Raw genomic sequence first — 25,849 nt, 5'->3', positions numbered from 1 at the left:
CTGGAGGCATGGATCCGATCTTGAGGCAGCTCCGCGCCGGGCTCTGGGCGCTCGCCGGGCTGCAGATCTTCGTCTCCGCCTGGCAATATCTGCTGCCGCGCGCGTTCTACGACCACTTCCCCACCGTCGAGCTGGATCCGCCCTACAACGAGCATCTCGTGACCGACGTGGGCGGGCTGGGGCTGGCCATCTCCGCGGTTCTCGTCGTCGCCGCCGTCTCGCTCGATCTGAAGGTGGCCGCGGCGGCGCTCGTCGGATATCTCGTCTACGCGGGCACCCACTTCGTCTTCCATGTGACGCATTTCGACGGGTTCTCGCTGGTGGAGGCGCTCGGCGTCGGCACCGGGCTGGGCATCGAGGTGGTCCTGGCCGCTCTGCTGCTCTATCTCACGCGTCGTCTCCAGCAGCGTAGGCCGTGATCCGGGCCGCCCATGCGCGCACCTCGTCGCGGAGCTCGGCCGGCTGCTCGATGACGAACGGCAGATCCAGGCCGGCCAGGACGGCCGGCACCCAGGTGAGCCGCTCGGCCCGGAACCGGACGGTGGACCAGCCGTCCGGCGCCGGCTCGACCCGGGCGAGGCTGAGGCGCAGCCGGGTCCGCACCTCCTCGGCCTCGCCCCGCACCGCCACGACGATCTCGTATCGCCAGGGTGTGTCGGCGAGACCGGCGAGGACCGCGTCGGCCGGGTGGAAGTCCGGCGGCACCTCGAACTCGCCGGCCGCCATGCGCACCGCGATGATGCGGTCGAGGCGCAGGGTACGCATCTCGGCGGCACCGGCGTCGAGTCCGGTGACGTACCACCGGCCGGAGTGGGCGACGATGCCGTAGGGGTGCAGGACGCGGGTGCTCGTGCGGCCCTTCCGGTCGACGTATCCGACCTCCACGGGGCGGCGCCGGCCGGCCGCCTCCGCCAGTTCCAGCAGCACCGACGCCGCCGGGCCGTCGCTTCCGGGCGCGGTGAAGTCGATGGCGGCGACGAGGGACTCCAGCCGGGAACCGAGTGACTTCGGCAGGACCCGGCGCACCTTCGCGGCCGCCGACTCGGAGGCCGAGGCGAGGCCGGCGCGGCGGCCCGCCATCAGGCCGAGCACCACGGCCAGGGCCTCCTCGCCGGTCAGCATGAGCGGCGGCATGCGGAATCCGGGCGCCAGCCGGTATCCGCCGTAGCGGCCGCGCACCGACTCGACCGGCACCTCGAGGTCGAGCAGGTGGCCGACGTAGCGGCGGACGGTCCGCTCGTCGACCCCGAGCCGTGCGGCGAGCCGGCCGACGGTGTGGGTGCCGCCGTTCTGGAGGATCTCCAGCAGCGTGAGGACTCGTGCGGTCGGCCGCGTCACTCCGGTGACAATACCGGGCGGAAAGTGTCCGGTATCGGCTCTAGCGTCAGCGGCATGAACCTCAACGCGATCCGCCTCATCACCGACGACGTCGCCCGCCTCACCGACTTCTACGAGCTGGTCACCGGCCATACCGCAATCCGGCACGCGCCCTATTTCGCCGAGCTGGTGCTGTCCGGCGCCAAGATCGCGATCGGCAGCCCGGTCACCGTTCCGGGCGAGAACACGACGCTGCCGGCCGTGAACCGCACCGCCATCGTGGAATTCCGGGTCGACGACGTGGACGCCGAATTCGCCCGGCTGCGGGATGCCGTCGGGGAGGTGGTCCAGGAGCCGACGCTGATGCCGTGGGGCAACCGTTCGCTGCTGTTCCGCGACCCGGACGGCACGCTCGTCAACATCTTCACGCCGGTCACCGCCGAGGCGGTGGCGCGCCAGCAGTCATGACGTGCCGGCCGCCATGCTCTCCGCATACCGTTTCAGGTTCGGACTCGTGGCGGCCTCCGCGTAGCGCCGGAATTGGTCGCGGCATTCGGATCGCTGATAGCCGCCGGTGATGGCGGGCAGCCGGGAGAACGGCTGATCCTGGCGGGCCGGGCGCCACACCCGGGGAATGCCGGCGGCGCCGTCGTCGGGAGCTTCGAGGCCGTAATGGACTTCGGCGACACCGAGCACCATGGCCGCGCCGAGACACATGAGACAGGGTTCCAGGGTGATGGCGAGAATCAGCGGATGCGGCCGTCTCTCCCAGCCGAGCAGCCGATCCGCCTCCTCCATCGCCAGCAGATCGGCGTGCACGAGGCGCCGGCCCCGCGACCGTTCCCGGGTGTGGCCACGGCCGACTATCTCTCCACCCATCGCGACGACGGCGCCGACCGGCAGTTCCCCCGTCCGCAGCCCCTCCTCGGACACTTCCAGCGCGGCGCCGACCAGTTCCTCCGGCGTCATCGGAACCGCACGCGCTGCACCACGACATCCATGACGGTCATGCTGTCGCTCGGAGAGGCAGACCCACAAACCCTTTTCGGGTACGGCGGGAACGGCCGTTTCCCGGCACCATGTGTCCATGGTCGATACTGCTTCTCTCCTCGCCGCCTACGACACGCAATGGCGTATGCCGACCGCGACCGCCACGGTTCCGACCGGGGTGACCCATGAGTACGACGGTCCGCTCCTCCGGATCGTCGGCGGGCATGTGGGGCGGATCCGGGCGCCGCGCGACGTCGGTGTCCGCGGCGCGGAGCTGGATCGGCTGATCGCCCGGCAGCAGGAGTATTTCCGGGATCGGGGGCAGGGTGTCGAGTGGAAGGTGCTGGCCCACGACCTGCCCGAGGAGCTTCCCGAGCGGATGGTCGCGGCCGGGTTCGAGCCGGAGGCGTCGTCGGCCGTGCTGCTCGGGTTCGCCGGGGAGATCGCGGCCGAGCCGGTGCTCCCGGACGGCGTGGTGCTGCGGCAGGTCAGCGAGGCCCGGGACCTGCGCCGGATCGCCGACCACCAGGGCGCCGTGTTCGGCGAGGACCTGTCCTGGGTGGCCGGCCACCTCGACTCCTACGTGACGGCCGACCCCGGGCAGATCACCATCTGGGTCGCCGAGGCCGGCGACCTGGTCGTCTGCACGGCGTGGTCGCTCTACTCCCCCGGCACCGACTTCGTCGGGCTGCTCGGCGGCGCGACCCTGACCGAGTGGCGCGGGCGCGGGATCTACCGTGCCCTGCTCGCCGCCCGGGCCCGGGAGGCCGCCGACCGGGGATACCGGCTGCTGCACGTCGACGCTTCCCCGTACAGCGCGCCCATCCTGCGCCGGTGCGGGTTCCACGAGATCACGACGTCGACGCACTACCGGTGGACCCCGGCTGCTCGGCCGGAGCCACGATGATGCCGGAAGATAGCGGGGGCGTAGGCGTGTTCCGACTTGTCCGATCAGGCGAAGCTTGCCGCTGATCAGGCGAAATCGGTGGCTGGTGACCTTTGCGTGACTCACAGTGAGGGGGTGCGCTCTCCTCGTACACAACAGGGTTTTGATCCCGGCGCGCCCCCGCTCAAGCCCGCGCTCGCGATAGTGGTCGCCTGTGCTGTGGTGATCGCGCTGTTCGCCGTGGGGATGGTGGCCGGGCAGCGTGGCCGCGAGCAGAAAGAGGTCGTCGCCGCCGCGCCGGCCGTCACGCGCAGTACCGGCAAGCCGGCCGCCGGCATCGGCGATCCGGTGCGTGACGGCAAGTTCGAATTCGTCGTCTCCGGCGTCGACTGCTCGCGCTCGAAGGTCGGCATCGAGCAGCTCGCGCGCACCGCTGACGGGAAGTTCTGCGTGGTGAGCCTCTCCGTCCGCAACATCGCCGGCGAGCCGAAATACCTCATCGGCGCGGCGCAGAAGGCCATCGACTCGTCCGGCGCCTCCTACGGCAACGACGAGATCACCTCGGTCTATCTCAACCGCGGCATGCGTACGTTCTTCGCGAAGCTCGACCCCGGCGAGAGGGTGAGCGGGGTGCTGGTCTTCGATGTTCCGGAGCGGGCGCGGCTGACCAGCCTGGAACTGCACGACTTCCTGCTCTCCGGCGGTGTCACGGTCAGCCTCCGCTAGCGGTCAGGGCCGCGAACACCACGACGCGGCGGATCATCGCGGGGCCCGTGGCAGGGTGAAGGCGCGCCGGCGGGCGACGATCAGCGCGGCCATCGCCGTGAGCAGGGCCAGGCCACCGTACGCGATACCGGCGGTGACTCCGGGCTCGCGCGCGCTGCCGTCGCCGGTCGCCACACCTCCGACCGGGATCGAGCCGGCCGCGGCGCCGGCGACCATGCCGCACAGGGCGAGGGTGCCGGGCGGCAGGTCGGCGGCCGGGGTGGCGAGCAGGAGCGCGGCGGCGGCGAGCGGGATCAGTTTCTTCATGGCGGGCCCTTCAGGCGGCGGAGGCGAAGAGGTCGACGAGGCGGCGTTGCAGTGCGGTGGAGGCGGCCCAGTCCCGGTCGGCAGTGGTAAAGCGGAGCAGGTACGAGCGGTCGCCGCTGACGGCCAGCAGGACGCGGCGCTCGTGGCGGACCGTGCCGGAGTCGGGGCGGTAGGTGTACTCCCAGTCGGCGCCGCCGCGTCGCAGCAGCAGGACGCCCATGCTGATGCGCCGGTAGCCGGGCAGGGCGGCGGCCTTCTCGCGGTTCTGCCAGTATTCGAGCGGCCGGCCGGCGACGACCGCGACGACGCCGACGGTGAACGCCTGCCGGCCGTCGGGGCTGGTATAGCAGACGTTCGCGCCGTCCACGACCCGCCGCCAGCCGTCCGGGAGCGCCAGGGCGAAGCCGGCCGGCTCGCGCACCCAGGTCCAGTCCGAGGGCAGATCCGCCGGGACGGTCGCGGTGGCCGGCGTGACCGGTTGCGGGTCGGCGCCGCAGAGGCCGAACGCCATCGGCCGCATCTCGGGAGCGCGGGACGGGGAGGCGGCGGCCGCGGCGGTGGGCGACGGGGAGGCGCCGGCCGCGAGGGTGGGCGACGAGGACGACGGGTCGAGGCGGAAGTGCGCCGACGTCGCCGCCACGCCGGCCGTGACCAGCACGAGCATCACGGTCACCACGGCCATCGGCAGCGGCCGCCGCCACCGGCCGGGAACGGGCGGCACCGGCGGCACGGGCGGCACCTGAGCCCTCCCCCGAGCGGGCCGGGCGGCGAGGACCCGCGTCAACCGATGCTCCACCTCGCCGGCCGACGGCCTGCGCGACGGCTCCTTCGACAGCAGGTCCAGCAGCAGCGGCGCCAGCGCGCCGGCCGCGACCGGCGGGTCCGGCGGCGCGGACACCACGGCCCAGAGCGAGGCCTCGGTGTCGTCGCGGGCGAACGGCGCCCGGCCCTCGACGGCGGCGTACAGGGTCGCGCCGAGCGACCACAGATCGGCCGGCACGCCCGAGTCGTCGCCGCTCAGCCGTTCCGGCGCCACGTAGTTGGGCGAGCCGAGCCGGGGGTCCGGGCCGTCCTCGCAGCGGATCGACGCGAGGCCGAAGTCGCCGAGCACGACCCGGCCGTCCCGGGCCAGCAGCACGTTGTCCGGTTTGACGTCGCGGTGCAGCACCCCGGCGTCGTGCGCCACCCGCAGGGCGGCCACGACGCTCAGGCCGATCCGGCAGACCTCGTCGACCGGCAGCGGCAGGGCGCGCTGCAGGGAGACGCCGTCGACGTACTCCATGACGATCCACGACTCGAAGACGTCGTACACCTTCACGACGCCGGGATGGCCGAGCCGGGCCGCGGCCCGCGCCTCCCGCAGCATCGCGGCGCCGCCGGTCACCTCCTTGACCGCGACCTCGCGTTGCAGCAGCTCGTCGACGGCCCGCCAGACCCGGCCCATCCCGCCGGTGCCGATCAGCTCGACCAGCCGGTACCGCCCGCCAACAACATCCATGCCGGTCATTCGGAGCCGCCGGCCCGGCGGATGGGTGGAACCTCAGAGTTCGACGAGCGCGTCCAGCGGGGCCGTCGGTTTCGCCGAGCCGGGCGCCGGTTCGACGGTCACCCCGACCGCCGACGCGTCCCCCATGCCCTCGACGATCTGCACCGCCGTGGACTGGCCGCCGCCCAGCGCCCCCTCGCTCAGCGGCGAACCGCCCCGGATGGTCCAGAGCTGGTACACCCGGCCGGCCGCGGGCGCCTCCGACGCCGCCAGCATGATCACCCCGGCGTTGCGCAGCGCGGAGCTCGCCACCGTGACCCGGCCACCGCTGTTCAGCGGCTCCTCGCGCACCACCACGTCGGGGGCCGCGAGCACCGCCCGGACCCGGGCCTCGCGGTCCTGCGCCTGGTCAGCGAGTGCTTCGGCACGGCGTACCCTCTGGTCCTGAACCACATAGGTGGCGGCACCCGCCCCGACCGCCGCGACCACGACGGCGGCCGCGGCGATCAACCGCAGGCGGCGCGGCGGCCGCGCCGGACGCGCCGCCACCGGAAGCTGGCGGGTCGTGGAGACCGCGGCGAGAACGTTCTCCCGCAGCCGCGGCGGCGGCACCGACCAGGCGCCGTCGGCGAGCCGGGCAGCGGTCTCCCGGAGATCGTCGGCTTCCAGCCGGCAGGGCTCGCACTCGCGCAGGTGCCGTTCGAAGGCCGCGCGTTCGAGATCGTCGAGGGCGTCCAGCGCATACGCGCCGACCAGGGCGTGGATGTCCGCGCTCACGCTGCCACCCCCGGCGTCAGGCAGTCACGCAGGCGGATCAGGCCGTCGCGCATCCGCGTCTTCACCGTGGCGAGCGGGATGTCGAGCAGCTCGGAGACCTGCGGATAGGAGTGGCCCTGATAGTAGGCGAGCGTGACGGCCTGCCGCTGCAACTCGGTGAGGGCGTCGAGGCAGTGCCTGACCTGCTGCCGCTCCAGCCGGACCGCCACCTCGTCGGCGACCGCGTCATAGGGCGTGTCCACGGACGCGGCCCCGGCCTTGACGGTGCGGTCGGTCGCGGCCTGCTCGGCCCGTACCCGATCCACCGCTCTTCGATGGGCGATCGTGAAGACCCAGGCGGTCGGCGAACCCCGCTCCGGATCGAACCGCGCCGCCGTCCGCCAGACCTCGACGAGCACCTCCTGCGCGACCTCCTCGGCCTGCGCCGGATCGCGCAGCACCCGCCGGATCAGCCCGTAGACGCGCGGCGCCACCAGGTCGTAGAGCTTCCCGAACGCCGCCTCGTCGCCGCGCGCCACCGCCGTGAGCAGGGCGGCCGCGTCGGGCGTGGCGTCGGCGGGCACCGGGCGGAGATGATCCCGCCGGCTCGGTTCTGTCATGGCGCTCCTTCGTCCTCACCGTCCGAAAGGCGATTCGGCGCCGGGGAACTCGCGGATTGGTGTCAGATTACGAGACATGCGCATCGTGGTCACCGGCGCGACCGGAAACATCGGCAGCGCCCTGCTCCCCCGGCTCACCCGGTTCGCGGACGTCGCCGGCATCGCCCGGCACGTGCCCACGGACGGCGGTGTGACCTGGCACGCCGCGGACATCGGCGCTCCCGGCACCGATCTGACAGCCCTCTTCGCGGGCGCCGACGCGGTCGTCCACCTGGCCTGGAACATCGTCGCCGGGCACGATCGGGCCGATCAAAAGGCGATTGATCTGTACGGGACCAGCGCCGTGGCCGCGGCCGCCCGCGCGGCGCGAGTCCGTCACCTGGTGCACCTCTCCTCGGCCGCTGTCTACTCGCCCCGGCTGAGCCGGACGCCGGTGACCGAGGGGTGGCGGCGCCGGGGCATCCCCGAGTCCTCGTACAGCCGGGACAAGGTGGCCGCCGAGGATCTCCTCGACCGGGTGACCGGCCTGCGGATCGCCCGGATCCGGCCGCCCGCGGTGCTGCAGCCGTCGGCGGCGGCGGGCCTGGCCCGGATGGCCCTGGGATTCACCCCTCCGGTGAACCGTGTCCCGCTGCTGCCGCTGCCGGCCCGGACCGTCATCCAGGCGATCGCGGCCGACGACGTGGCCGACCTGGTGGTACGGGTTCTCCGGGCCGGAGCTACCGGGGCGTTCAACGCGGCCGGGGAGCCCGCGCTGTCCGCCCCGGCGCTGGCCTCGTTGCTCGGCGGGCGTCATCTGCCGGTCTCCCGGACCGCGCTGCGGCGCCTGCTGGCCGTGACGTGGGGGCTGCGGCTGCAACGCCTCGACGCGTCCTGGGCGAACCTGCTGGTCGACACGCCCCTGCTGGATTGCACGAGGGCGCGGGAGGAGCTGGGATGGCGGCCCTCGCACGACGCGCGCGAGGTCGTCAGAGAAGCCCGTTCAGCATCAACTCGATAGTGAACGTGAACCGGTCCTCGGTGCTGCCCGCCGTCAGCTCGTCCGCATAGCGCTTCGTCTGCGGGAACGAGTCGGGCAGGGCCGCGAACCGCCCCGTCATCTCCTCCCGGCCGACGACCCACCCGTCGTCGCTGTGGTTCCGGCGCCGCTTCGCGTAGGACACCTCGAGGGTGTGCGCGTTGACGTACAGGACCAGCGCGTCGATCGCCCAGGCCGCGGTCTGCGGCGGGACGCCGCCGGCCAGCAGGATGGCGAGCATGCCCTCGCTGACCCGCAGGGTGTCGAGGTTCGCCGGCGCAGCCGCGAGCGCCGCCTGCGAGATGCCGGGGTAGCGCAGGTACTGGTCGCGCAGCTGGGCGCAGACCCCGGCGATCTGCTCGCGCCACCGGTCCGGGTGCGGCTCCGGCAGCTCGATCGCGGCGCAGAGCCGGCCGATCAGCAGCTCGTCGAGGTCCTCCTTGTTGACCACGTGGGCGTAGAGCGACGACGGCCCGGTCTCCAGCGCCGTGGCGAGCCGCCGCATGGTCAGCGCCTCGTAGCCCTCCCGCTCCACGATCCCGAACGCCGTGCTGATGATCGCCTCGACGGTGATCGGCGCGGTCCGGCCGCGCCGGGCCGGCGGCGCGCTGCCGATCAGCCCGTGCCGGGCGGCACGGCGTTCCTGCGGTGTCGGTGACATGCGAGACACTGTACTTGATACGAACACTGTTCGGGAGTAGAACGGTGTTCGTGAAACTTGCCCTGACCGGCCTCTCCGCCGTCTTCCTCGTCGAGATGCTCGACAACTCGATCCTCAACGTCGCGCTGCCCACGATCGGCCGCGACCTGCACGCCTCCACCGTCGCCCTGCAGTGGGTGACCGGCGCCTACGCCGTCGTCTTCGGCGGCCTCATGCTCGCGTTCGGCGCGCTCGCCGACCGGTACGGCCGCCGCCGCCTCATGCTGACCGGCCTCGTCCTGCTCGGCCTCGCCAGCCTCGCCACCGCGTTCGTCACCACCGCGGCGCAGCTCATCGCCGTCCGGGCCGTCACCGGCGTCGCCGCCGCGATGACCACGCCCGGGTCGATGGCCCTCGCCTTCCGGCTCTTCGACGACGACGCCCGGCGGGTGCGCGCCACCACCCTGATCTCCACGGTCGGCCTGGCCGGCCTCGCGGTCGGCCCGACGGCCGGCGGGCTCCTGCTCGCGGTCGCGCCCTGGCAGGCCCTGCTGCTGATCAACGTGCCGATCGCCGCGCTCGCCTTCCTCGGCATCCGGGCCGGCATCGCCCCGGACGACCCGGCCGGCCTGCACCGCGACCCGGCCGACGTGACCGGCGCGCTGCTCGGCACCGCCACGGTCGTGCTGGCCCTGCTCGCGCCGGCGGAGTTCGTCAGCGGCGGCCTCCCGTGGATCACCACGGCGGCGGCGGTCGTCGCCGGGGTCCTCTTCGTCGCCCGCCAGCGCACCGCCCGGCACCCGATGCTCGACCTCGCGCTGATCGGCCGCCCGCTCGTCTCGGCCGGCCTCGCCTACAAGGCCGCGGCCGGGCTCGCCACGGCCGGCCTCGGCTACCTGGTCACCCTGCAGCTCCAGCTCGACTGGGGCTGGACCCCAACCGAGGCCGCCCTCGGCATGCTGCCGCAGGTCGCCGTGCTGATCGCCGGTGGCGCCGTCGTGGGCCCGCTGGTGCAGCGCGCCGGCATGGACCGCGCCGCCCTGCTCAGCGCCGCGTCGGTGGTGGCCGGCCTCGCCGTCTACGCCGCGTTCGGCCGCCTCGGGTACGCGTGGATCGCCCTGGCCCTGGTCCTGGTCGCGGCCGGCCTGCGCGTCGTCGGGGTCGTCGCCGCCGTGAACGTGCTCCGCGGCCTCCCGGAGAACCGCACCTCGATCGGCGCGGCGCTCACCGACACCGCGTCGCAGGTGACGTCCGGCGCGGGCCTCGCCGTCACCGGCACGATCATCGCGGCCGTCTTCACCGGCAGCGTCGCCTCCTCCGGCTGGACCGGCCACCAGACCGCCCAGTTCGAGCAGGCCGTCACGATCGCGGCCCTCACGCTCACGATCGTGGCCGCCGCCCTGGCCGGCTGGGCCTTCCGCGTCACCGCCCGCTCCGAGAAATCCCGCAGCGCGGCCGCCTGACTCGTGGCAGGATGCCCGGCATGTCGGTTCGCGCGTTGAGTTTCGGAGCGGTGGCGGAAGCGTACGAGCGGTTCCGCCCGGGCTACCCCGGCGAACTGGCCGACCTCGTCGCGGACTACGCCGGCCGCCCGATCCGGACCGCCCTCGAGATCGGCGCCGGAACCGGCAAGGCGACCCGCCTCTTCGCCGCCCGCGGCATCGCCGTCACCGCCACCGAACCGGACGCCGGCATGCTCACCGAGCTGCACCGACTCGCCCTGCCGAACGTCACACCCATGCAGAGCGGCTTCGAGGAGTTGTCCTCCCCCGGGACGTTCGACCTGGTCTACGCCGCCGCGGCGCTGCACTGGACGCGACCGGAGGGCCGCTGGCCCCGGATCGCCGGGATGCTCGTCCCGGGCGGCGTGTTCGCGTGCTTCGGAGGCCCGCTCCAGCTCAGCGACCCCGCTCTCGAGGAGGACGTCCGCACGGCGCAGTCGCCGTACCTCGAAGGCTCCGACATCCCGTCACCCGATGGCACACCGCCCGACGCGGAGATGCAGTGGCCGGGGACCGAGCTGCTGCAATCGGACCTCTTCACCGACGTGCAGCAGCATGTCCTGGAGCGGCCGCTCACGATGACCGCCCGGGACTATGTGAGCCACCTGTCGACGATCTCCGCCTACATCCAGTTGCCGGCCGGCGAGCAGGACGAGGTCTACCGGCGCATCGAGCTCGCCCTGCCCCCGGTCGTCGAACTGACCGCCGACATCTGGGTGCACCTGGCCCGTCGGCGCTGAGCTGCCGCCATTCTCGCGCTGACCACGGCCGGCTTGCTCCCGCCACATCTTCGATGGCCCTGGTCCCCCGCCACCATCACCGCGGCATTCCCTTCACCCTTAGTCCATAGGGCAGGCGCGTGTCCGCGTCACCCTCGGCGCCCTTGAGCCGGCTCTGATGAAGTCCCGCCGATCCGCGCAGGTCGGCCCCGAGTCGGAGCCCGGCAACGCCGCGACAGCCGTGACGATGGCGACCATCTCGCGCAGGCTCACCCACGCGGAGGTCCTAGGGTCGGAGAGCGGGACCTGCGGGCGTGGCCTGACGCGTACGCCATCCCCACGCCATCGGCGCCGGCGAGGACGACCCCGGGAGACAGGCTTTCCCGCCGACATGTGCCCATCGTGACCAACACCCGCAAGTGATCCCGTTCGATGCCGCTTGCCGCCCCTCTCCACCGGAGACTGCTCATCGCGGCGGCTCAGCTGGAGCTCGACCGTACAAAAATCGATCGTGTTCTTGCATTGCTCGATCGGCTGGAATGGGAGCTCGGAGGGCGCGCGGATGAGGCGTGGTGCGAGGACCTCAAGGCTCTCGCGAAGTGGTCATGAGCCTCGTCAACTCCGCGGTCAGCGCCGCCCGCAATGCGTCGTGCTGCGGGCCGAGCAGGCTGCTCGCCGCGGAGGACACTTCCCGCGGATAGTGCGACACCGGCTTGTTCGCCAGATCCGCCGGCTCCCATTCGTATCGGGCGTGGATGTGCGCGTGCAGATAGGGGTCGAGGTTGCCGAGAATCGCATAGTTGACCCGCCGGAAAGCGCCGTCGAAACGCGCGCACACCGTGGCGACCGCCTCGCCGACCAGGTCCATGTCGGCGAGGAAGGCGAGCCGCCGCGAACGAGGCAGATCGGTGAGCCGATCGACGGCCGGATCGTCGGTCAGCAGGACGCAATAGCCCGGCAGGAATTGCGCGTCGCCGATCACCGCGAACCCGGTCGGCAGCCGGGCGAGAACGGTCGGATTCTCCCCGCGAAGCGCCGCCCCGATCCGATCCGCGCCAATCGCCCATGTCCGCAGCTCCCGGGTGTGCCGGATCTCCTCGCCGTCATCATATTGGTGACGGCGGGCCGATGAGTTTCCGGACGCCCGCCGGTCTACCCCCTCGAAACAGCTGACGCGAAGGGAACCGCCACCATGGCCAAGGTCATCTCCACCCTGTTCATCTCCGCCGACGGCGTGGCCGAAATCGATCCCGCCTGGCACTTCCCCTACTTCGACGAGAACATGGGCCAGGCCGTTACCGAGGACTACGCGACGGCCGACACGCTGCTGATCGGCCGCGAGACCTATGACAGTTTCGCCGGCGCATGGCCCGATCGCGAGGCGGCCGGCGGCGAGGACGCCCCGTTCGCGAAGCAGATCGGCGACCTCCGCAAGGTCGTCGCTTCCCGCCAGAACCTCGAGTTCACCTGGCGAAACACCGAACTGATCTCCGGCGACCTCCTCGACGCCGTCCGCGCCCTCAAGTCCGCCGACGACGTCCAGGGCATCCTCATCCCCGGATCAATCTCGGTCGTTCAGCAGTTGCTCGCCGCCGGCCTCATCGACGAGCTTCGCCTGCTCGTCCACCCGGTCGCCGCGCGCAAGGGCCGCCGCCTCTTCGACGACGGCGACACCGCATACCACCTCAAAGTGGTGTCAACCGACGTGTTTCCCACCGGCGTCATCCGCGTGATCTACGCCCCTGCCGAGCCGCCCGCGCCCGCCGGCTACGAGGAGACCAAGGGCCAGGTCTGAAAGATCAAAGACCGATTTTGTACGGATTCAGCGAAGTCCCCAGGCGCATCAGCGGCGTCCCGGGCCACGACGCGGGCACCTGCCCGCTCCGGGCCGCTGCGCGCCTTTCGCTATCGGTGCATGGCTGAGCCAGCGGTCGGCGCCACCCGCTGAGCCGCGGCAATCCGCATCGGTCGGCGTGAATTCCGCCGGGGCCGTACCTCACCCGGCTCACCCGCTACGCTGCCCGGCATGCCGCTGCCCGCTGAGCTGAGCGACCACCTCGAGAACCCCGATTTCTGGCGCGTCTACTTCTTCGAGGCCGAATACGACGAGCTCTTCGAATCCGCCGACGGAGACGACGATCTCGACGACGGCGGCGACGACTCCGCCGGCGGCCTGGTCGCCGAGTTCCCGGTGGGCGGCGGCTACGCCCTGGTCGTCGACATCGACCTCGAGATCGGCTCGATCGAGCTGGGCCTCAAGACACCGAAGAGCGACGACCCTCTCGAACTCGGCTGGGACGACCAGGCCCACTGGCACCCCCACGCCCTGCGCTGGTCCGAACTCGACCTGATAGCCCGATCCGCAGCCGTCCTGGACCCCGCACTCCCTCACCCCGGCCCGGTCCTCGCCCTGGCAGGCCGTTTCGTGGTCCTGGCCCGCGACCAGAAGACCACCACCTCCGACCCCGGCGAACTCGACGCGATCACTCCGCTCATGGACGCCGCCTACGGCCCTCCGCCGCCCGGCGCCGAGTGGTGGCCGACCGCCCGCGACTGGCTGTACCGCGCCGACTTCCGCCGCGACGCCACGACCTGGCGCCAGGACAGATCCGGCGACTGGACCGTCGAGCAGGACGAGAACGAGAACCCTTCCCGAGGCCTCTACAGCCTCCGCCACCCCGACGGCGACTTTCCCCTCAAGAAGTGGCGGAAGCTGCTGGCCGCGGCCGAGTCGACCCTCGCCGCCGGCCCGCTCCCGGCTCCCCGCACCCCCGCCGAACAGTGCTGGACCGACGAGATCCGGACCGGCGTACCCCGAGGCTCCCTGATAGCCGCCCATTTCGGGCCCAGCCCGCTGCGGAACGCCCGGATGTACCCACTCAGCCTCACCATCCCGGTCGAGAACCGCTACTCCGTCGCGAAGGCGGTCTTCGACGACCTCGACCGTGTCCTCCGCCGGGCCGCCCGCGGAGAAGCCGAGATCACCGGCTCCACCTCGAGGCCCGGCTACGGCTACACCGACGTCTCGGCAGACCTGGAGATCTTCGACGATCTGGAGGCGGGCCTGACCCTGATCCGCGAAGTCCTGAGCAGCCACGGGGTCCCCGCCGGGACCCGCCTCACCCGGAACGGCGAGGACATCCCCCTCACCTGACGAACCGTCGACCTCACGAGCCTGCCGCTGCCGGTGGAGCCGTTCGGGCTATCGCTCGGCGTTGATCAATCGGGGCAGACTGCGTCTCATGTCGTCGCCGCCTGCCGCACACGAGCCTCGGGAAGTGCTGACCCCGGAGATGCCGCCATGTTTCGCCTGACTCCGCCGTGGCAGGGCATTCTCGATCGGCGCCGGGAGGAGGAAGCCCGGCGCAGGGCCGAGGAGGAGCGACGCAGGGCCGAGGAGGAGCGACGCAGGGCGGAGGAAGCCCGGCGCAAGGCCGAGGAGCAGCGGCGCCAACGCTGGGCCCTGGTGTTCCTCGGGGTCGCCGGGGTGATCGCCGCGATCGGTATCACGATCGGGGCGATCACCGAGGACGACACGGACGGCCAGCAGGTCGTGGCGGGCGCGTCCACGCCCGCCGCCGCGCAGCAGAGGGCGGTCGCGGCGGCGAAGACACCGAAAACGGCGGCCACGACACCGAAGACCGCGGCCACCGCCAAGCCGGCGGCCACCAAACCTCCGACCAAGGCGGCGACCGTCGAGGACGAGGAGGACGAATCGGACGGCGGAACGGATCCGCGCTTCGCCACGTGCGCGAAGGCCAATGCCGCCGGATACGGGCCGTACATGCGGGGCGTCGACGTCGAATACGCCTGGTATCGGGACCGGGACAAGGACGGCCAGGTGTGCGAATAGCGGGGTGACCCGGCAGTGGCGCGAAAGTCGCCGGGCGGCATCGACCACTGAGAAAGCCCGCGTCGAAATCCGGGTTCGGCGGTTGATGCGGTTGGGAGCGGTCGTTCAGATCGTACGAATCAATGGGTTTTGGTGCTCCTGGAAGCGGCCCAGATGACCAGGCCGGCGCAGACCGCGGTCAATGCGAGAGTGGCCGTCGTGACCGCGTTCTCGAAGGAGTGCGACGCCGCCGCGCTGGAACCTATCGTGGTGAGCGAGCCCGCCAGCGCCGCCGCGACGATGGTGCCGGTGATGGCCATTCCGACGCTTCCGGCGACCTCCTGACTGGTGTCACTGAGAGCGGCGCCCGTCGATGTCTGATCCTCCGGGAGGCCGCGCATCACCGTGACGCCGGCGATCGTGGCGACGACGCGCATTCCGGCGGCGGTCAGGGCGAGCGCGACGGCGATGAAGACGTAGTCGTAGCGGCTCAGCAGCGCGTAGATCAAGAGTCCGATCACGACCATGGTCGCGCCGATCGCGCCGGCTCGCTGGGTGCCCAGTTTCTCGGCGAACTTCTCGACGAACGGGCCGACCGCGATCAGCACGATCACCTGCGGGAGGTTGCCGAGCGCGGCCTGTGCGGGCGACCAGCCCCAGACGAGTTGCAGCTGGAGCGAGACGCTGTAGGCGATAGCGGCCATGCCGAGGCCCATCGCGGCTTCGTAGGCGAGGCTCGCCGACACGGCCGGACGCTTGATCAGCTTGATGTCGAAGATCGGGTGCTCGGTGCCGCGCTCCCGGACGACGAAGGCCGCCGCGCTCAGGAGAGCACCGACGAGGGAGGGAATCGCGGCGCGCCAGCCGTTCTCGACGGCCTGGGTCGCGGTCCATAGAACCAGGATCAGGGTGGCCGTGCCGAGCATCGCACCGAGCAGGTCGAGCGGCGTCGTGTTGCGCTTCGAGAAGTCGTCACGCGGGATGCCGCGGCGAATGCAGACGAATGCCAGAATCGCGATCGGGACATTCATGACGAGCAGTGTCTGCCACGGTGACACCTGCAGGATGAGGCCGCCGACCGTGGGGCCGACAGCCATGCCGACGAGACCCACCGTGGCGATGAGCGAAGTGGCCCGCATCAATAGGTTTTCCTGATCGAACAGGCGGAAACAGAGCGCCATCGTGCCGGGAGCGGTCATCGCGGCGGTCACGCCGATCGCGGCGCGGACCGCGACGAGCTCGCCCGGAGTGCGCACGAACAGGACGGCGAGGCTCGCTAGAGCGAACAGGCTGAGACCGATAAGCATCATGCGCCGGGTGCCGTAGCGGTCGGCGATCGCCCCGAACGCGATCATCAGGCCGCCGAAGAGCAGCGAGTAGCCGGACGTGATCCATTGCAGGTCGGTGGCGCTCGCATGCAGCTCGCGGGCGATCGTCGGCAGCGCGACGCCGAGAACCGAGTTGTCCAGCATCTCCACGAGGAAGACGACGGACAGCCCGAGGATGGCGGGCCACACGGCCCGCAGGGAAGCGGGACGTGCGTCCAACATTGCGGTACTCATCCGGAACCCCCTTCTGTCAGCTGGTGGAACGTTGTTCCAGAGAAGAGTTTGGAACGGCGTTCCAGACATGTCAAGATGAGTACATGGGTACTGGGACGCGGAACACAGGGCTGTCGCGGGAACGCATCGTCGCGGCGGCCGTCGAGATCCTCGACGTCTCGGGCGAGAGCGGGCTGACCTTCCGCGCGCTGAGCGCGAAGCTCAGGACCGGGGCCGGCGCGATCTACTGGCACGTGGCGAACAAGGGCGAACTGCTGGCGGCCGCGACCGATTTCGTTCTTCTCTCGGCCCTGACCGACGAGGGCACGACCCCGCACGAGCGCATCCGCCTCCTGGCGGTCGGCATCTTCGACACCGTCGATGCGCACCCGTGGGCCGGCGAGCAGATCGCACGCCTTCCCTCACAGCGCACGACCCTGCGGATATTCGAGCGCATCGGGCAGCAGATCCAGGCGCTCGGCGTTCCCCGGGAATCGCGATTCGACAGCGCGTCGGCGCTGCTGAACTACATCCTCGGGGTGGCCGCCCAGAACGCCGCGTTGGCCCGGTCCGCCTCGGGCGAGACGAGCCGCGACGCCGTTCTGGAATCGGTCGCCTCACTCTGGGAAGGCCTCGACGGCGACGAATACCCGTTCATCCACGACGTCGCCACCCAGCTGCGTTCCCACGACGACCGGGAGCAGTTCCTCGCCGGCATCGATCTGATCCTCGCCGGGATCTCCCTTTCCATGGGTACGAAGTGAGCGACTCCGCCGACCGGCTGCCGGCCGAGGTGGCCGATGCCCTGGTCGAATACGGTCATCTGTCCACGGCTCAGCGACCGGCCGCGGCGGGTGACCGGCACTGTGCCCGGGCACTGGCGGGCCGGGACGATCCGGCCACCGGCGGCCACCAAGCCGCTCTGCGCCTCGCGTCTCGGCTCGCGCGCGAAGGAAGCATCGGTGAGGTGCTCTCCCTGCTGGGACCACACGTGGCCGATTTCGCTCATGCCCGGGCCCTGGTGGATCTCACGGCCGGCGCGGGACGTGACGACGAGGTCGTGGCGCTGCTGCGAGCGCGGAAAGACGATTCCTGGCCGCACATCCCCGGCGACACCGAACTGCTTCTCGCCGATGTTCTGGAGCGCCAGGGGCGAATCGACGAGGCGATGGCGCTGCTCGATGGCGCCCGACGCGACCACGCCGACCGGTTGGCGCGCATTCTGGCCCGGGCCGATCGGGAGGACGAACTGCGGGCTCTCGTTCTCGTCCATGAGCGCGCGGCCGTTCCGCTGGCCGCTTGGCTGGAGGGAAAGGGCTGTCATGAGGAAGCGGTGTCCGTGCTCCGAGCCGGCCTTCCCGGCACGGCCCCGGCTCTGGCCGATTCACTGGCTTCGCAGGGCCGGCGTCGTGAGGCCGTCGCGGTGCTGTGTCACGTGGCGACGACGACGGCCGACTCGGAATGGCTGCTCGGCCGATTGGGTGACCTGTTGCCCGGCATTCCCGATCCGCTCGATGTCGTTGACGACCTCGAGCGGCAGTGCGGCACGTCGCGGGAATCGCGGATTCTGCGTTCCCGGCTGCTGGCCGCCGATGGCCGGGTGGAAGAGGCCTCGGCAGCCCTGAGCCGCGATTCCGAGCCGGTCGAGCTCGCCCGTCTGCTCCTCGAGGCGGGCCGGCCGGACGAAGCCGTCGCGGTTCTGCTCACTGCGCCACGCGATCCGTGGAGGGCCGTCGCCGTGGCGAAGCTGCTCATCGAGCTCGGTCACCCCGAGGAGGCGATCGCGCCGTTCGAGGCCGAGACGGCGGCGCGGCGGGCACAGCAGGAGGTGAAGGAAGCGGAGGACGCGGCCTTCTGGCGCCGCTTCTCCGCGGTCGCGTGACCTGCTCGGGCCGATCGTTCCTGCTCGGGCCGCCCTGTCCTGCTCGGGTTGCTGCGTCCTGCTCGGGCCGCCCTGTCCTGCTCGGGTTGCTGCGTCCTGCTCGGGGTCGCTCTGTCCGATGGGAGCGCAAACCTGTCCGGCCGACGGCAGTCGCCGGTGGGGCGGCCGCGCCAGGATCGTTGCATGTTCATCGCCATCGTTGATTTCCAGACCACCGCCACCGACCGTCCGCACGCCCTGGCCCAGCTCGATCGCGAGTTCCGAGAGGTGCGAGGCATGCCGGGCAACGTCGCGTTCCGGGTGTACGCCAGCAGGGACGACGAGACCCGGGTGACACTCGTCCACGAGTGGACGGATGAGGAGTCCTTCAGCGGCTATCAGAGATCGGAGTCGTTCGCCCGCTCGGGAGCCGTCCTGCGCCCGATGATGACCGCGCCTCCGGTGAGCCGGCGATTCCGCGCCGACCTGCTGGAGACCGTCGCCTGACCTCGGGATCCCGCGCCGGTTTCCGGAGCGGCACCCGGCTTCTACGATCTGGTCGTGCGAGGCCGTCGATGATTCCGAAGGCGTACAGCTTCGTCCGCACGTTCGCGCCGGAGCCGGCCCGCGAGATGCTCACCGACCGGCACTATCTGCTCTGCGCCTCGGCCGGCGCGCTACGGCTCGAGGCGAACGGGCAGTCGTGGGTGCTTCCTCCGGCCCGGGCGGCGCTGATCGCTGCGGGCCGGCCGATCCGGGTGAGCATTCCGCAGCCGGTGACGACGTCGTCGGTGCTGTTCGATCCGATGTTCGCGCCGGTGCCACCTACGCCGCTGACCGTGTTCGACCTCAACCCGCTCGCTCGGGCGCTGCTGGCCGAGTGTGGCTCGTGGGGTGACAGCTCGGATCCGTACGCCTCGGCGCTGTTCGACGCGCTCATCGCCGTGACGTGGCGGCTGGCGGAGCGGCCGAGCCCGGTCGTCGTGCCGGCCGGGTCGTCGCCCGAGTTGCGCCGTGCCCTCGCGCTCACCGAGGAACGGCTCGGCGGGGAAGTCCGCTTCGAGGACATCGCCGCCGAGGTGGGGTTGGTGCCGCGTTCGCTGGCCCGGCGGTTCGAGGACGAGACCGGCATGACGTGGCGGGCGGTGCTGCGCCGGATGCGGATACTGCGGGCGATCGAGGAACTGGCCGCCGGCGACGCATCGGTCACCGCCGTGGCGTTCGCGGTCGGTTATACGTCGTTGTCCGGGTTCAACGCGGCGTTCCGGGAGCTGACGGGGCGGACGCCGTCGGAATACCGAGCCAGCTTCCGCCCCTGACAGCCGGGCGGGGACGGCAGCCAGGCGAGCACGGCGACCGGGCGAGGACGGCAGCAGGCCCGGACGGCGACCGGGCAGGGACGGCAGCCAGGCCCGGACGGCGACCGGGCGAGGACGGCAGCCGGGCGGGGACGGCAGCCGGGCGAGCGGTGACCTTCACGTCCGCCGGTTGGTCACGCCGGGTACGCGACCAAGCGGGCTCGGGACACCGGCCACGTGCGAGCTGCCGCGTGACGGATCCCGACTACGTGCCGGGGCGCCGCGTGCAGGACGCCCGCCACGTGCCCGGGGACGCCGTGCGCAGGACGCCCGCCATGTGCGGGCTGCCGTGTGCAGCGGGGCGCCGGGCGCGCTGACGGTGACTGACCGCGCGGCCGGGCGTGACCGCGCGGCCGGGCGTGACCGCGCGGCCGGGCGTGACCGCGCGGCCGGACGTGGTCAGCGTCTGGTCAGCAAGGGCTGGAGCACCTCGTGGACGTAGGTGTTGGGGTGCTGGCCGGTGAAGCGGGTGGATTGGGGGCCGTACGCCGTCACGGGGACGTTCTGGCCTGTGTGGGCCTCTGTCGTCCAGTCGATGTGGAAGGTGAGGTTGGTGCCTTTGACCGGGAAGGGGCCGTCCTCGTCTACCGATTCGTCGTCGGGGTCGGTGGCTTCCACTGCCAGGCCGCCGGTTTCGTGGTCGCCGGTCACCACCAGGAGGGTGTCAGGGTGGTTGGCGGCGTAGGAGCGGGCCACGGCCACTGCTTTGTCGAGTTCGCCCATGGATTGGAGGGTGCGGCGTGCGTTGTTGTTGTGGGCGAACTCGTCCACGGCCTCCTCCTCGACGAGGAGGAAGAAGCCGTCACGGTCGGCTGCCGAGAGGACGTCGAGGGCCTTCCTCGTCATCGTCGAGAGGCTGACCACCGGGTCGTAGATGTCGCCGGCGCCTTCGGCCCGCTGCTGGAACATCTCCTGGTTCGCGAAGAGGCCGAGGATCTTGCCGTTGCGGGCGGCCTTCAGCTGGGAGGGGGTGGAGACGTACTGGTAGCCGGCCGTCTTGGCCTTCTCGATCAGGTTGCCCTTGGTGCTGCGGCTGCCCTCGGAGGGGTCCTCGGCGGGCTGGTCGGGGTAGGCGCCCGGCGTTCCGGCGGGCAGCCACCAGTCCTCGCCGCCGCCGAGGATGACGTCGGGTTTCGAGACCTCGAGGTACTGGCGGGCGATGTCGTCCTGGGCCGCGCGGTCGACCGCGTTGGAGTAGAACGCGGCCGGGCTCGCGTCGGTGACCTGGGCCGTGGTGACGAGTCCGGTGGCCTTGCCGGCCCGCTTCGCCTCCGCACCGAGGGTGGGCAGCGGGTTGCCGTCGGTGTCGACGCTGATCGCGCCGTTGTAGGTGGCCACCCCGGTCGCCCACGCACTGGCGCCGGCGGCCGAGTCGGTGATCGGCGTCTCCGGGTCGTCGGGGCTGGTGGTCAGCTGCCCGGATACCGGGAGCTTGTCCATGGTGAGCCGGCCCTGGAGGCCCGCGTAGAACAGCCGGGCGGCCTCGCGGTGGGCGGCCGCCATCCCGTCCCCGTTGACGAAAATGACGTTCCTGACCGTTCCACCCCGGCTCCTGCCCTGCTGCTCGGCCCCGGCGTCGGTCACCGGGTTCATGAGGCTCAGCCCGGCAGCCGCCACCAGGCCCGCCACCACCGGCGCGGCCAGCCAGCGCACGCTACGAACCAGCATTCGTCTCCTCCTTCAGCGTCATCGATGAAAGACGGGTGTCGGTGAAAGATGTACGTCGATGCTGAGTAAACGCTCCGGACCACATGAACGGAAGGTGAACCCGTGTTCCACGCTAGACCCCGCCGGGAGCGGCGGCAGGGAAACCCATCGACGAGGCCGATCACGGGACCGGCTACCGTGCGCGGATGCCCGCTCCGATCCGCACGTGGTCGCTCACCGCCGTCCAGGCCGTCGTGGCCGCCGCCTACTTCTCCGGCGTGATCGCCTACGCGACCACCGACGCCCTCTACTTCCCGGAGCAGGCGCCGCCCGGCTGGGCGTGGCCCGCCGTCGTGGCGACGGCGATCGGGTTCCTGCTCCTCGTGCCCTGCCTGCTGCTCGCCGTGCCGCTGCTGGCGGCACGCGACTACCGCATCGCGAACCGGTTCTGGGTGCTGCTGCTCGCCGCCACCGCGGCCGGTCTCGCGGCACTGCTGACGATGGCCTCGCCGGCCGGATGGGAGATCTTCGACTGGTACGTTTCGTGATGTTGCAAACACGTAGGGTGATTGGTTTAGTACGGGTACGGTCCTGCCGATCACACCGCCGACAGGAAGAGCACGACCTGAGAAGGCGGAGGCGCCGGTGTTCACACGGTGGGCGGCATTGGCCACGGCAGCGGCTCTGCTGACGGCCACGGCAGGATGCAGCGGCGGCGACGACGAGCCCGCGGCGGCGGCCACCCCGCAGCGCGGGACGATCGGGCTCGCCATGCCGACCAAGGCGTCCGAGCGGTGGATCGGCGACGGCGAGAACATGGTCAAGCAGTTCGAGCTGCTCGGCTACCGCACCGCCATGCAGTACGCGGACGACGACGTCGACGTGCAGGTCGAGCAGATCGACGACATGATCGACGCGAAGGTGGCGGCCCTGGTCATCGGCGCCATCGACGGGACGGCGCTGAAGAACGTGCTGTCGAAGGCGGCCCGCGCCGACATCCCGGTGATCGCCTACGACCGGTTGATCCGGGACAGCGGCGACGTCGACTACTACGCGACCTTCGACAACTTCAAGGTCGGCGTCGAGCAGGGCACGGCGATCGTGGACGCGCTGAAGCTGAAGTCCGGTGGAAAGAAGTACAACCTGGAGCTGTTCGCCGGTTCCCCGGACGACAACAACGCGACGTTCTTCTTCAACGGCGCCGTGAGCGTGCTCCGCCCGTACATGAAAAAAGGTCTTTTGAATGTGCGCAGTGGCGAAACGAGCTTCGCCGACGTCGCGACGATGCGGTGGGACGCGGCGGTCGCGCAGAAGCGGATGACGCGGCTGCTCGAGGGCGGCTACGAGGTCGACGCCGTGCTGTCGCCCTATGACGGGATCACGCGAGGGATCATCACCGCCTTCCAGGAGGCGAAGCGGGACCTGCCGGTGATCACCGGGCAGGACGCCGAGCTGGACTCCGTCAAGCTGATCGCTTCCGGTCAGCAGACCGAGACCGTCTACAAGGACACCCGCGAGCTCGCCAAGGTCGCCGTGCAGATGACCGACGCGCTGCTCAGCGACGAGAAGCCCATGGTCAACGACACCGAGCAGTACGACAACGGGGTCAAGACCGTGCCGACGTTCCTGCTCCAGCCGGTCAACGTCGACAAGAGCAACTACCGCCGCGTGCTGATCGACGGCGGGTACTACACGGCCGCCCAGATCGGAGCATGACAGTGAGCAAAGGCTCAGTGCTGAGCGACACCCCCGTCTGGGCGAAACTGACCGGGCTGGTCACCGCCGGCCTGCTCGCCGTCGGCACCTGCGTCGGCGTCACGCTCTACACCAACCACGTCGCCGAGGACACCGCGGCGCGGCTCGCCGACCTCAACACGGCCAGCACGCTGGTGCTGCGCCTCGACCGCGTGGCCGGCGACCTCAAGGTCAACGGCCTGCAGTCGATCACCCGGGACGACCCGGCCGCGCAGTCGGCGATCCTGGCCGCCCAGCTGAAGCAGGCCGACGCGCTGCTCTCCGAGCTCGACGCGGTGGAGCTGCCCGGCGAGCTCGACGACGCGGTGAACCGGATCCGCGCGGCCTACACCGACTACAGCGCCGTGATCGAGCGGTTCGTGGCCGGCGCAGTCGCCGATCAGGCGCAGGCCCGGCTCGCGTGGGAACAGATCGACGTCGACAACTACCTGACCAGTGCGGTGCTGGACAACGAGCGCGCGCTGTTCGCCTCCTCGGTGGCTCGCGCGGAGGCCGACGCCGCCGCCAGCCGGGATCGCGCCCAGATGATCCTGCTCGGGACCGCGCTCGCCGCCGCGCTGCTGCTCGCCGTCCTGGCCCGGATCATCGTCACCTCGATCACCCGGCCGCTGCAGCGGGTCCGCACGGCGCTGACCGCCATGGCCGGCGGTGACCTCACGGTCACCGCCGACGTCACCTCGAAGGACGAGGTGGGTCAGATGGCGCGGGCTCTCGACGAGGCGCAAGGGCACATGCGTACGGTCGTGGCGCAGGCCGCCTCGTCGGCGCGCAGCCTGGCCGCCGCCGCCGAGGAGATGACGTCCACGGCCGGGACCATCGCCGACACCGCCCGCGGCTCGTCGTCGCAGGCCCGCGACGTGTCCGGCACGGCGGCCGCGGTCTCCTCCAACGTCGGCGCGGTCGCGGCCGGCGCCCAGGAGATGGCCGAGTCGATCCGGGAGATCTCGCAGAGCACGGCCCGGGCCGCCGAGGTCGCCGGGCAGGCCGTCGAGGTGGCCCGCTCCACCAGCGCGCACATCGACAAGCTCGGCGCCTCGTCGGCGGAGATCGCCAGCGTGGTCAAGGCGATCACCAGTATCGCCGAGCAGACCAACCTGCTCGCGCTCAACGCCACCATCGAGGCGGCGCGGGCCGGCGAGTCGGGCAAGGGGTTCGCCGTGGTCGCCAGCGAGGTGAAGGACCTGGCCCAGGAGACGGCGCGGGCCACCGAGGACATCACCCGGCGCGTCTCGGCGATCCAGGGCGACACGGCCGGCGCGGTCGAGGCGATCAGCCGGATCACCGCGGTCATCGAGCAGATCAACGACCACCAGGCCACCATCGCGGCCGCCGTGGAGGAGCAGACCGCCACGACGGCCGAGATGAACCGCAGCATCACGGCGGTGGCCGACGGCGCCGGCGAGATCGCCGGCGGTGTGGAGGGGCTGGCCTCGGCCTCGGAGCGGACCACCGAGGGGGTCGCGCAGTCCCGGCAGGCCATCGGCGAGCTGAGCACGATGGCGAACGAGCTGCAGACGCTGGTGGCCCGCTTCCGGGTCTGAGATCGGCGGGGCCGGCGGTCTACTCGCAGTTGACCTTGACGTCCTTCGCGGCCACGTGGCAGTTGTCGCGGTCCGCGCCGCCGTCCAGCAGGTCGGCGGCGTTGCCGTCGGGCGAGTCGTCGCCGACCAGGATGTCGAAGCCGGCGCCGCCGTACATCCTGTCGGCGCCCTGGTGGCCGGCGATCCAGTCGTCGCCGCCGAGACCGTGGATGACGTCCTTGCCGGGCCCGCCCTCCAGCGAATTGGCGCCGCCGTTGCCCACGAGACGGTCGTTGCCGAACCCGCCGACCAGGTTCTCGACGTCGGACGCGACCGTGTCCCGCTCGCCCTTCATCCCGTCGTCGCCGGTAGCGCCGTCGAGGTCCACGTTCACGGCGGCCCGGTACGAGTAGTGCACCGTGTCGAGGCCGCTGCCACCAGAGATGTAGTCGTCGTCGCTCGGGTAGGTGCCCTTGATCAGCTCGTTCAGCGAGAGGAAGTCGTTGCCGGCGTCGCCGTAGATCTTGTCGTCGCCACTGCTGCCGATGATGTAGTCGTCGCCGTTGCCGCCCCGCACCACGTCGTTGCCGGAGCGGTCCTCGATCCAGTCCGCGCCGTCACCGCCGGAGATCCGGTCGCCGTCGTAGCCGCCGTCGATCGTGTCGTTGCCACCGGAACCCCAGATCTGGTCCCGGCCGCGATCACCGCGCAGAGTGTCACCCTTCGGCCCACCGGTGATCTTGTCGTTGCCCGTGCCGCCGTCGATCGTCGCGCCCAGGCCGGTCTTGTTGACGATCACGTCGTTCCGGTCATAGGTGTAGACGCGGACCCGCGTGGGCGGCTTCTTCGTCGTACACCGCACCTTGGTCTTGTCGTTCTTGACCTTCTTGCAGCCTTTGCCGGCCCGGAGAGCGACCCGATCGTCGACCGTGATCGTGTTGCCGCTGCGGGTGACGACGACCCTGTTCTGCTTGCCCTTGGCCGCCTTGTACCGCACCTTCGTCGTCTCGACCACCGTGACGACGCCGGTCGAGGCGGCCTGGGCGGGTGCGGCGCACAGGCCGGCGGCGATCACGGTGAGGGCGGTGAGGCCGGCGCGGCCCACCCCGATGCGACGTGACACGTGGATCCTCCCCGAACGGATCCGGCGGCTCCGATGGCGGCCGGCGCGGTGATCATAGAACCACCGCTCGGAGCGACCCCGGGAACATGGCGGCCGGCCTCGGCAGCGTCTCCCGCGGATCGCTCACGTCGTCCTCCGGCGCCGGATCCGCGTGGATGCCGTCGGCCCCGAGGGAGCTGTCACGGCCGGGCAGTCGGCGAGGTTGTCCGGATCGGCCGCGACGGCGTCGACGGCGTCCCGCCCGAG

At 71.3% G+C, this 25,849-nt stretch carries 28 protein-coding genes; 17 read left to right on the top strand and 11 right to left on the bottom strand.

Features of this window, described 5'->3' with window-relative positions; genetic code table 11:
- The first annotated feature begins 20 nt into the window (after window positions 1-20).
- Window positions 21-419: a hypothetical protein gene (locus AB0G10_RS26490; protein ID WP_360927013.1), complete on the top strand. Its 399-nt coding sequence runs from the start codon at window positions 21-23 to the stop codon at window positions 417-419.
- Here the strand turns inward: AB0G10_RS26490 and AB0G10_RS26485 are convergent.
- Window positions 388-1,338: a YafY family protein gene (locus tag AB0G10_RS26485; RefSeq protein WP_360927010.1), complete on the bottom strand. Its 951-nt coding sequence runs from the start codon at window positions 1,336-1,338 to the stop codon at window positions 388-390. The two genes, AB0G10_RS26490 and AB0G10_RS26485, sit on opposite strands and share 32 nt — an antisense overlap.
- 54 nt (window positions 1,339-1,392) lie before the next feature.
- Here AB0G10_RS26485 and AB0G10_RS26480 point away from each other — a divergent pair, with 54 nt between their 5' ends.
- Entirely contained in the window at window positions 1,393-1,785 is a 393-nt protein-coding gene (locus AB0G10_RS26480) for a VOC family protein (RefSeq protein WP_360927008.1), read from the top strand.
- Here the strand turns inward: AB0G10_RS26480 and AB0G10_RS26475 are convergent.
- On the bottom strand, window positions 1,780-2,286 hold the full coding sequence (locus AB0G10_RS26475) for a deaminase (protein ID WP_360927005.1): 507 nt from the start codon (window positions 2,284-2,286) through the stop codon (window positions 1,780-1,782). The genes AB0G10_RS26480 and AB0G10_RS26475 overlap by 6 nt on opposite strands.
- 118 nt (window positions 2,287-2,404) lie before the next feature.
- On the opposite strand from AB0G10_RS26475, the gene AB0G10_RS26470 reads away from it, so the two are divergent.
- Window positions 2,405-3,214 carry a GNAT family N-acetyltransferase gene (locus AB0G10_RS26470; RefSeq protein ID WP_360927002.1) on the top strand — a complete coding sequence of 270 codons (810 nt, stop codon included), beginning with the start codon at window positions 2,405-2,407 and terminating at the stop codon, window positions 3,212-3,214.
- 96 nt (window positions 3,215-3,310) lie between these two features.
- Window positions 3,311-3,919 (top strand): DUF4352 domain-containing protein, encoded by a 609-nt coding sequence (locus AB0G10_RS26465; RefSeq protein ID WP_360926999.1) that lies wholly within the window; start codon window positions 3,311-3,313, stop codon window positions 3,917-3,919.
- A 33-nt stretch (window positions 3,920-3,952) separates the two neighbouring features.
- Here the strand turns inward: AB0G10_RS26465 and AB0G10_RS26460 are convergent, their stop codons facing one another.
- Genes AB0G10_RS26460 through sigK form a run of 4 tightly spaced genes read right to left on the bottom strand, consistent with a single transcriptional unit; the run spans window position 3,953 to window position 7,087 of the window.
- Entirely contained in the window at window positions 3,953-4,225 is a 273-nt protein-coding gene (locus AB0G10_RS26460; RefSeq protein ID WP_360926996.1) for a hypothetical protein, read from the bottom strand.
- 10 nt (window positions 4,226-4,235) lie between these two features.
- Window positions 4,236-5,723: a serine/threonine-protein kinase gene (locus AB0G10_RS26455; RefSeq protein ID WP_360926994.1), complete on the bottom strand. Its 1,488-nt coding sequence runs from the start codon at window positions 5,721-5,723 to the stop codon at window positions 4,236-4,238.
- 42 nt (window positions 5,724-5,765) lie between these two features.
- On the bottom strand, window positions 5,766-6,488 hold the full coding sequence (locus AB0G10_RS26450; RefSeq protein WP_360926992.1) for an anti-sigma factor: 723 nt from the start codon (window positions 6,486-6,488) through the stop codon (window positions 5,766-5,768).
- Window positions 6,485-7,087: an ECF RNA polymerase sigma factor SigK gene (sigK, locus tag AB0G10_RS26445; RefSeq protein WP_360926989.1), complete on the bottom strand. Its 603-nt coding sequence runs from the start codon at window positions 7,085-7,087 to the stop codon at window positions 6,485-6,487. The genes AB0G10_RS26450 and sigK overlap by 4 nt, the downstream gene beginning before the upstream one ends.
- Window positions 7,088-7,163: 76 nt before the next feature.
- On the opposite strand from sigK, the gene AB0G10_RS26440 reads away from it, so the two are divergent.
- Window positions 7,164-8,087, top strand: a complete 924-nt coding sequence (locus tag AB0G10_RS26440; protein WP_360926987.1) for an NAD-dependent epimerase/dehydratase family protein — start codon at window positions 7,164-7,166, stop codon at window positions 8,085-8,087.
- On the opposite strand, the gene AB0G10_RS26435 is transcribed toward AB0G10_RS26440, so the two are convergent.
- Window positions 8,056-8,766, bottom strand: a complete 711-nt coding sequence (locus AB0G10_RS26435; RefSeq protein WP_360926984.1) for a TetR/AcrR family transcriptional regulator — start codon at window positions 8,764-8,766, stop codon at window positions 8,056-8,058. The two genes, AB0G10_RS26440 and AB0G10_RS26435, sit on opposite strands and share 32 nt — an antisense overlap.
- Before the next feature lie 50 nt (window positions 8,767-8,816).
- Between AB0G10_RS26435 and AB0G10_RS26430 the strand changes: the two genes are divergently transcribed.
- Together AB0G10_RS26430 and AB0G10_RS26425 are read left to right on the top strand one after the other, a co-directional pair.
- Window positions 8,817-10,208, top strand: a complete 1,392-nt coding sequence (locus tag AB0G10_RS26430) for an MFS transporter (RefSeq protein ID WP_360926981.1) — start codon at window positions 8,817-8,819, stop codon at window positions 10,206-10,208.
- Between the two features lie 20 nt (window positions 10,209-10,228).
- A complete protein-coding gene (locus AB0G10_RS26425) occupies window positions 10,229-10,987 on the top strand; it encodes a class I SAM-dependent methyltransferase (protein ID WP_360926978.1) in 759 nt (252 codons plus the stop codon).
- A 562-nt stretch (window positions 10,988-11,549) separates the two neighbouring features.
- On the opposite strand, the gene AB0G10_RS26420 is transcribed toward AB0G10_RS26425, so the two are convergent.
- On the bottom strand, window positions 11,550-11,948 hold the full coding sequence (locus AB0G10_RS26420; RefSeq protein WP_360926975.1) for a diadenosine tetraphosphate hydrolase: 399 nt from the start codon (window positions 11,946-11,948) through the stop codon (window positions 11,550-11,552).
- 210 nt (window positions 11,949-12,158) lie between these two features.
- Here AB0G10_RS26420 and AB0G10_RS26415 point away from each other — a divergent pair, with 210 nt between their 5' ends.
- The 3 genes from AB0G10_RS26415 (at window position 12,159) to AB0G10_RS26405 (ending at window position 14,819) form a co-directional block, all read left to right on the top strand.
- Entirely contained in the window at window positions 12,159-12,761 is a 603-nt protein-coding gene (locus AB0G10_RS26415) for a dihydrofolate reductase family protein (RefSeq protein ID WP_360926972.1), read from the top strand.
- A 231-nt stretch (window positions 12,762-12,992) separates the two neighbouring features.
- Window positions 12,993-14,120, top strand: coding sequence for a hypothetical protein (locus tag AB0G10_RS26410; RefSeq protein ID WP_360926969.1), 1,128 nt, complete (start codon window positions 12,993-12,995; stop codon window positions 14,118-14,120).
- 147 nt (window positions 14,121-14,267) lie between these two features.
- Window positions 14,268-14,819: an excalibur calcium-binding domain-containing protein gene (locus AB0G10_RS26405; RefSeq protein WP_360926967.1), complete on the top strand. Its 552-nt coding sequence runs from the start codon at window positions 14,268-14,270 to the stop codon at window positions 14,817-14,819.
- A gap of 119 nt (window positions 14,820-14,938) precedes the next feature.
- On the opposite strand, the gene AB0G10_RS26400 is transcribed toward AB0G10_RS26405, so the two are convergent.
- The gene (locus AB0G10_RS26400; RefSeq protein ID WP_360926964.1) at window positions 14,939-16,348 is read right to left on the bottom strand and encodes an MFS transporter; all 1,410 of its coding nucleotides are present in this window, start codon (window positions 16,346-16,348) and stop codon (window positions 14,939-14,941) included.
- A 95-nt stretch (window positions 16,349-16,443) separates the two neighbouring features.
- On the opposite strand from AB0G10_RS26400, the gene AB0G10_RS26395 reads away from it, so the two are divergent.
- The 4 genes from AB0G10_RS26395 (at window position 16,444) to AB0G10_RS26380 (ending at window position 19,519) form a co-directional block, all read left to right on the top strand.
- A complete protein-coding gene (locus AB0G10_RS26395; RefSeq protein ID WP_360926961.1) occupies window positions 16,444-17,103 on the top strand; it encodes a TetR/AcrR family transcriptional regulator C-terminal domain-containing protein in 660 nt (219 codons plus the stop codon).
- Entirely contained in the window at window positions 17,100-18,221 is a 1,122-nt protein-coding gene (locus AB0G10_RS26390) for a hypothetical protein (protein ID WP_360926958.1), read from the top strand. Before AB0G10_RS26395 ends, AB0G10_RS26390 begins: the two co-directional genes overlap by 4 nt.
- Window positions 18,222-18,404: 183 nt before the next feature.
- Window positions 18,405-18,707 (top strand): antibiotic biosynthesis monooxygenase, encoded by a 303-nt coding sequence (locus AB0G10_RS26385; RefSeq protein ID WP_360926956.1) that lies wholly within the window; start codon window positions 18,405-18,407, stop codon window positions 18,705-18,707.
- Window positions 18,708-18,775: 68 nt separating this feature from the next.
- Window positions 18,776-19,519 carry an AraC family transcriptional regulator gene (locus AB0G10_RS26380; protein ID WP_360926953.1) on the top strand — a complete coding sequence of 248 codons (744 nt, stop codon included), beginning with the start codon at window positions 18,776-18,778 and terminating at the stop codon, window positions 19,517-19,519.
- A gap of 438 nt (window positions 19,520-19,957) precedes the next feature.
- Here AB0G10_RS26380 and AB0G10_RS26375 read toward each other — a convergent pair whose 3' ends face one another.
- Window positions 19,958-21,226, bottom strand: a complete 1,269-nt coding sequence (locus AB0G10_RS26375; RefSeq protein ID WP_360926950.1) for an alkaline phosphatase — start codon at window positions 21,224-21,226, stop codon at window positions 19,958-19,960.
- Between the two features lie 185 nt (window positions 21,227-21,411).
- On the opposite strand from AB0G10_RS26375, the gene AB0G10_RS26370 reads away from it, so the two are divergent.
- The 3 genes from AB0G10_RS26370 (at window position 21,412) to AB0G10_RS26360 (ending at window position 24,501) form a co-directional block, all read left to right on the top strand.
- On the top strand, window positions 21,412-21,753 hold the full coding sequence (locus AB0G10_RS26370; protein ID WP_360926947.1) for a hypothetical protein: 342 nt from the start codon (window positions 21,412-21,414) through the stop codon (window positions 21,751-21,753).
- Window positions 21,754-21,850: 97 nt separating this feature from the next.
- Window positions 21,851-22,921, top strand: a complete 1,071-nt coding sequence (chvE, locus tag AB0G10_RS26365; protein ID WP_360926943.1) for a multiple monosaccharide ABC transporter substrate-binding protein — start codon at window positions 21,851-21,853, stop codon at window positions 22,919-22,921.
- Window positions 22,918-24,501 (top strand): methyl-accepting chemotaxis protein, encoded by a 1,584-nt coding sequence (locus tag AB0G10_RS26360; RefSeq protein ID WP_360926940.1) that lies wholly within the window; start codon window positions 22,918-22,920, stop codon window positions 24,499-24,501. The genes chvE and AB0G10_RS26360 overlap by 4 nt, the downstream gene beginning before the upstream one ends.
- Before the next feature lie 19 nt (window positions 24,502-24,520).
- Here AB0G10_RS26360 and AB0G10_RS26355 read toward each other — a convergent pair whose 3' ends face one another.
- Window positions 24,521-25,603, bottom strand: a complete 1,083-nt coding sequence (locus tag AB0G10_RS26355; RefSeq protein WP_360926937.1) for a calcium-binding protein — start codon at window positions 25,601-25,603, stop codon at window positions 24,521-24,523.
- Between the last annotated feature and the right edge of the window lie 246 nt (window positions 25,604-25,849).

Origin of the sequence: Actinoplanes sp. NPDC023714 (genome assembly GCF_040639855.1) — a bacterium.
Classification (GTDB): Bacteria; Actinomycetota; Actinomycetes; order Mycobacteriales; family Micromonosporaceae; genus Actinoplanes.
This window is presented reverse-complemented; position numbering and strand designations above follow the sequence as displayed.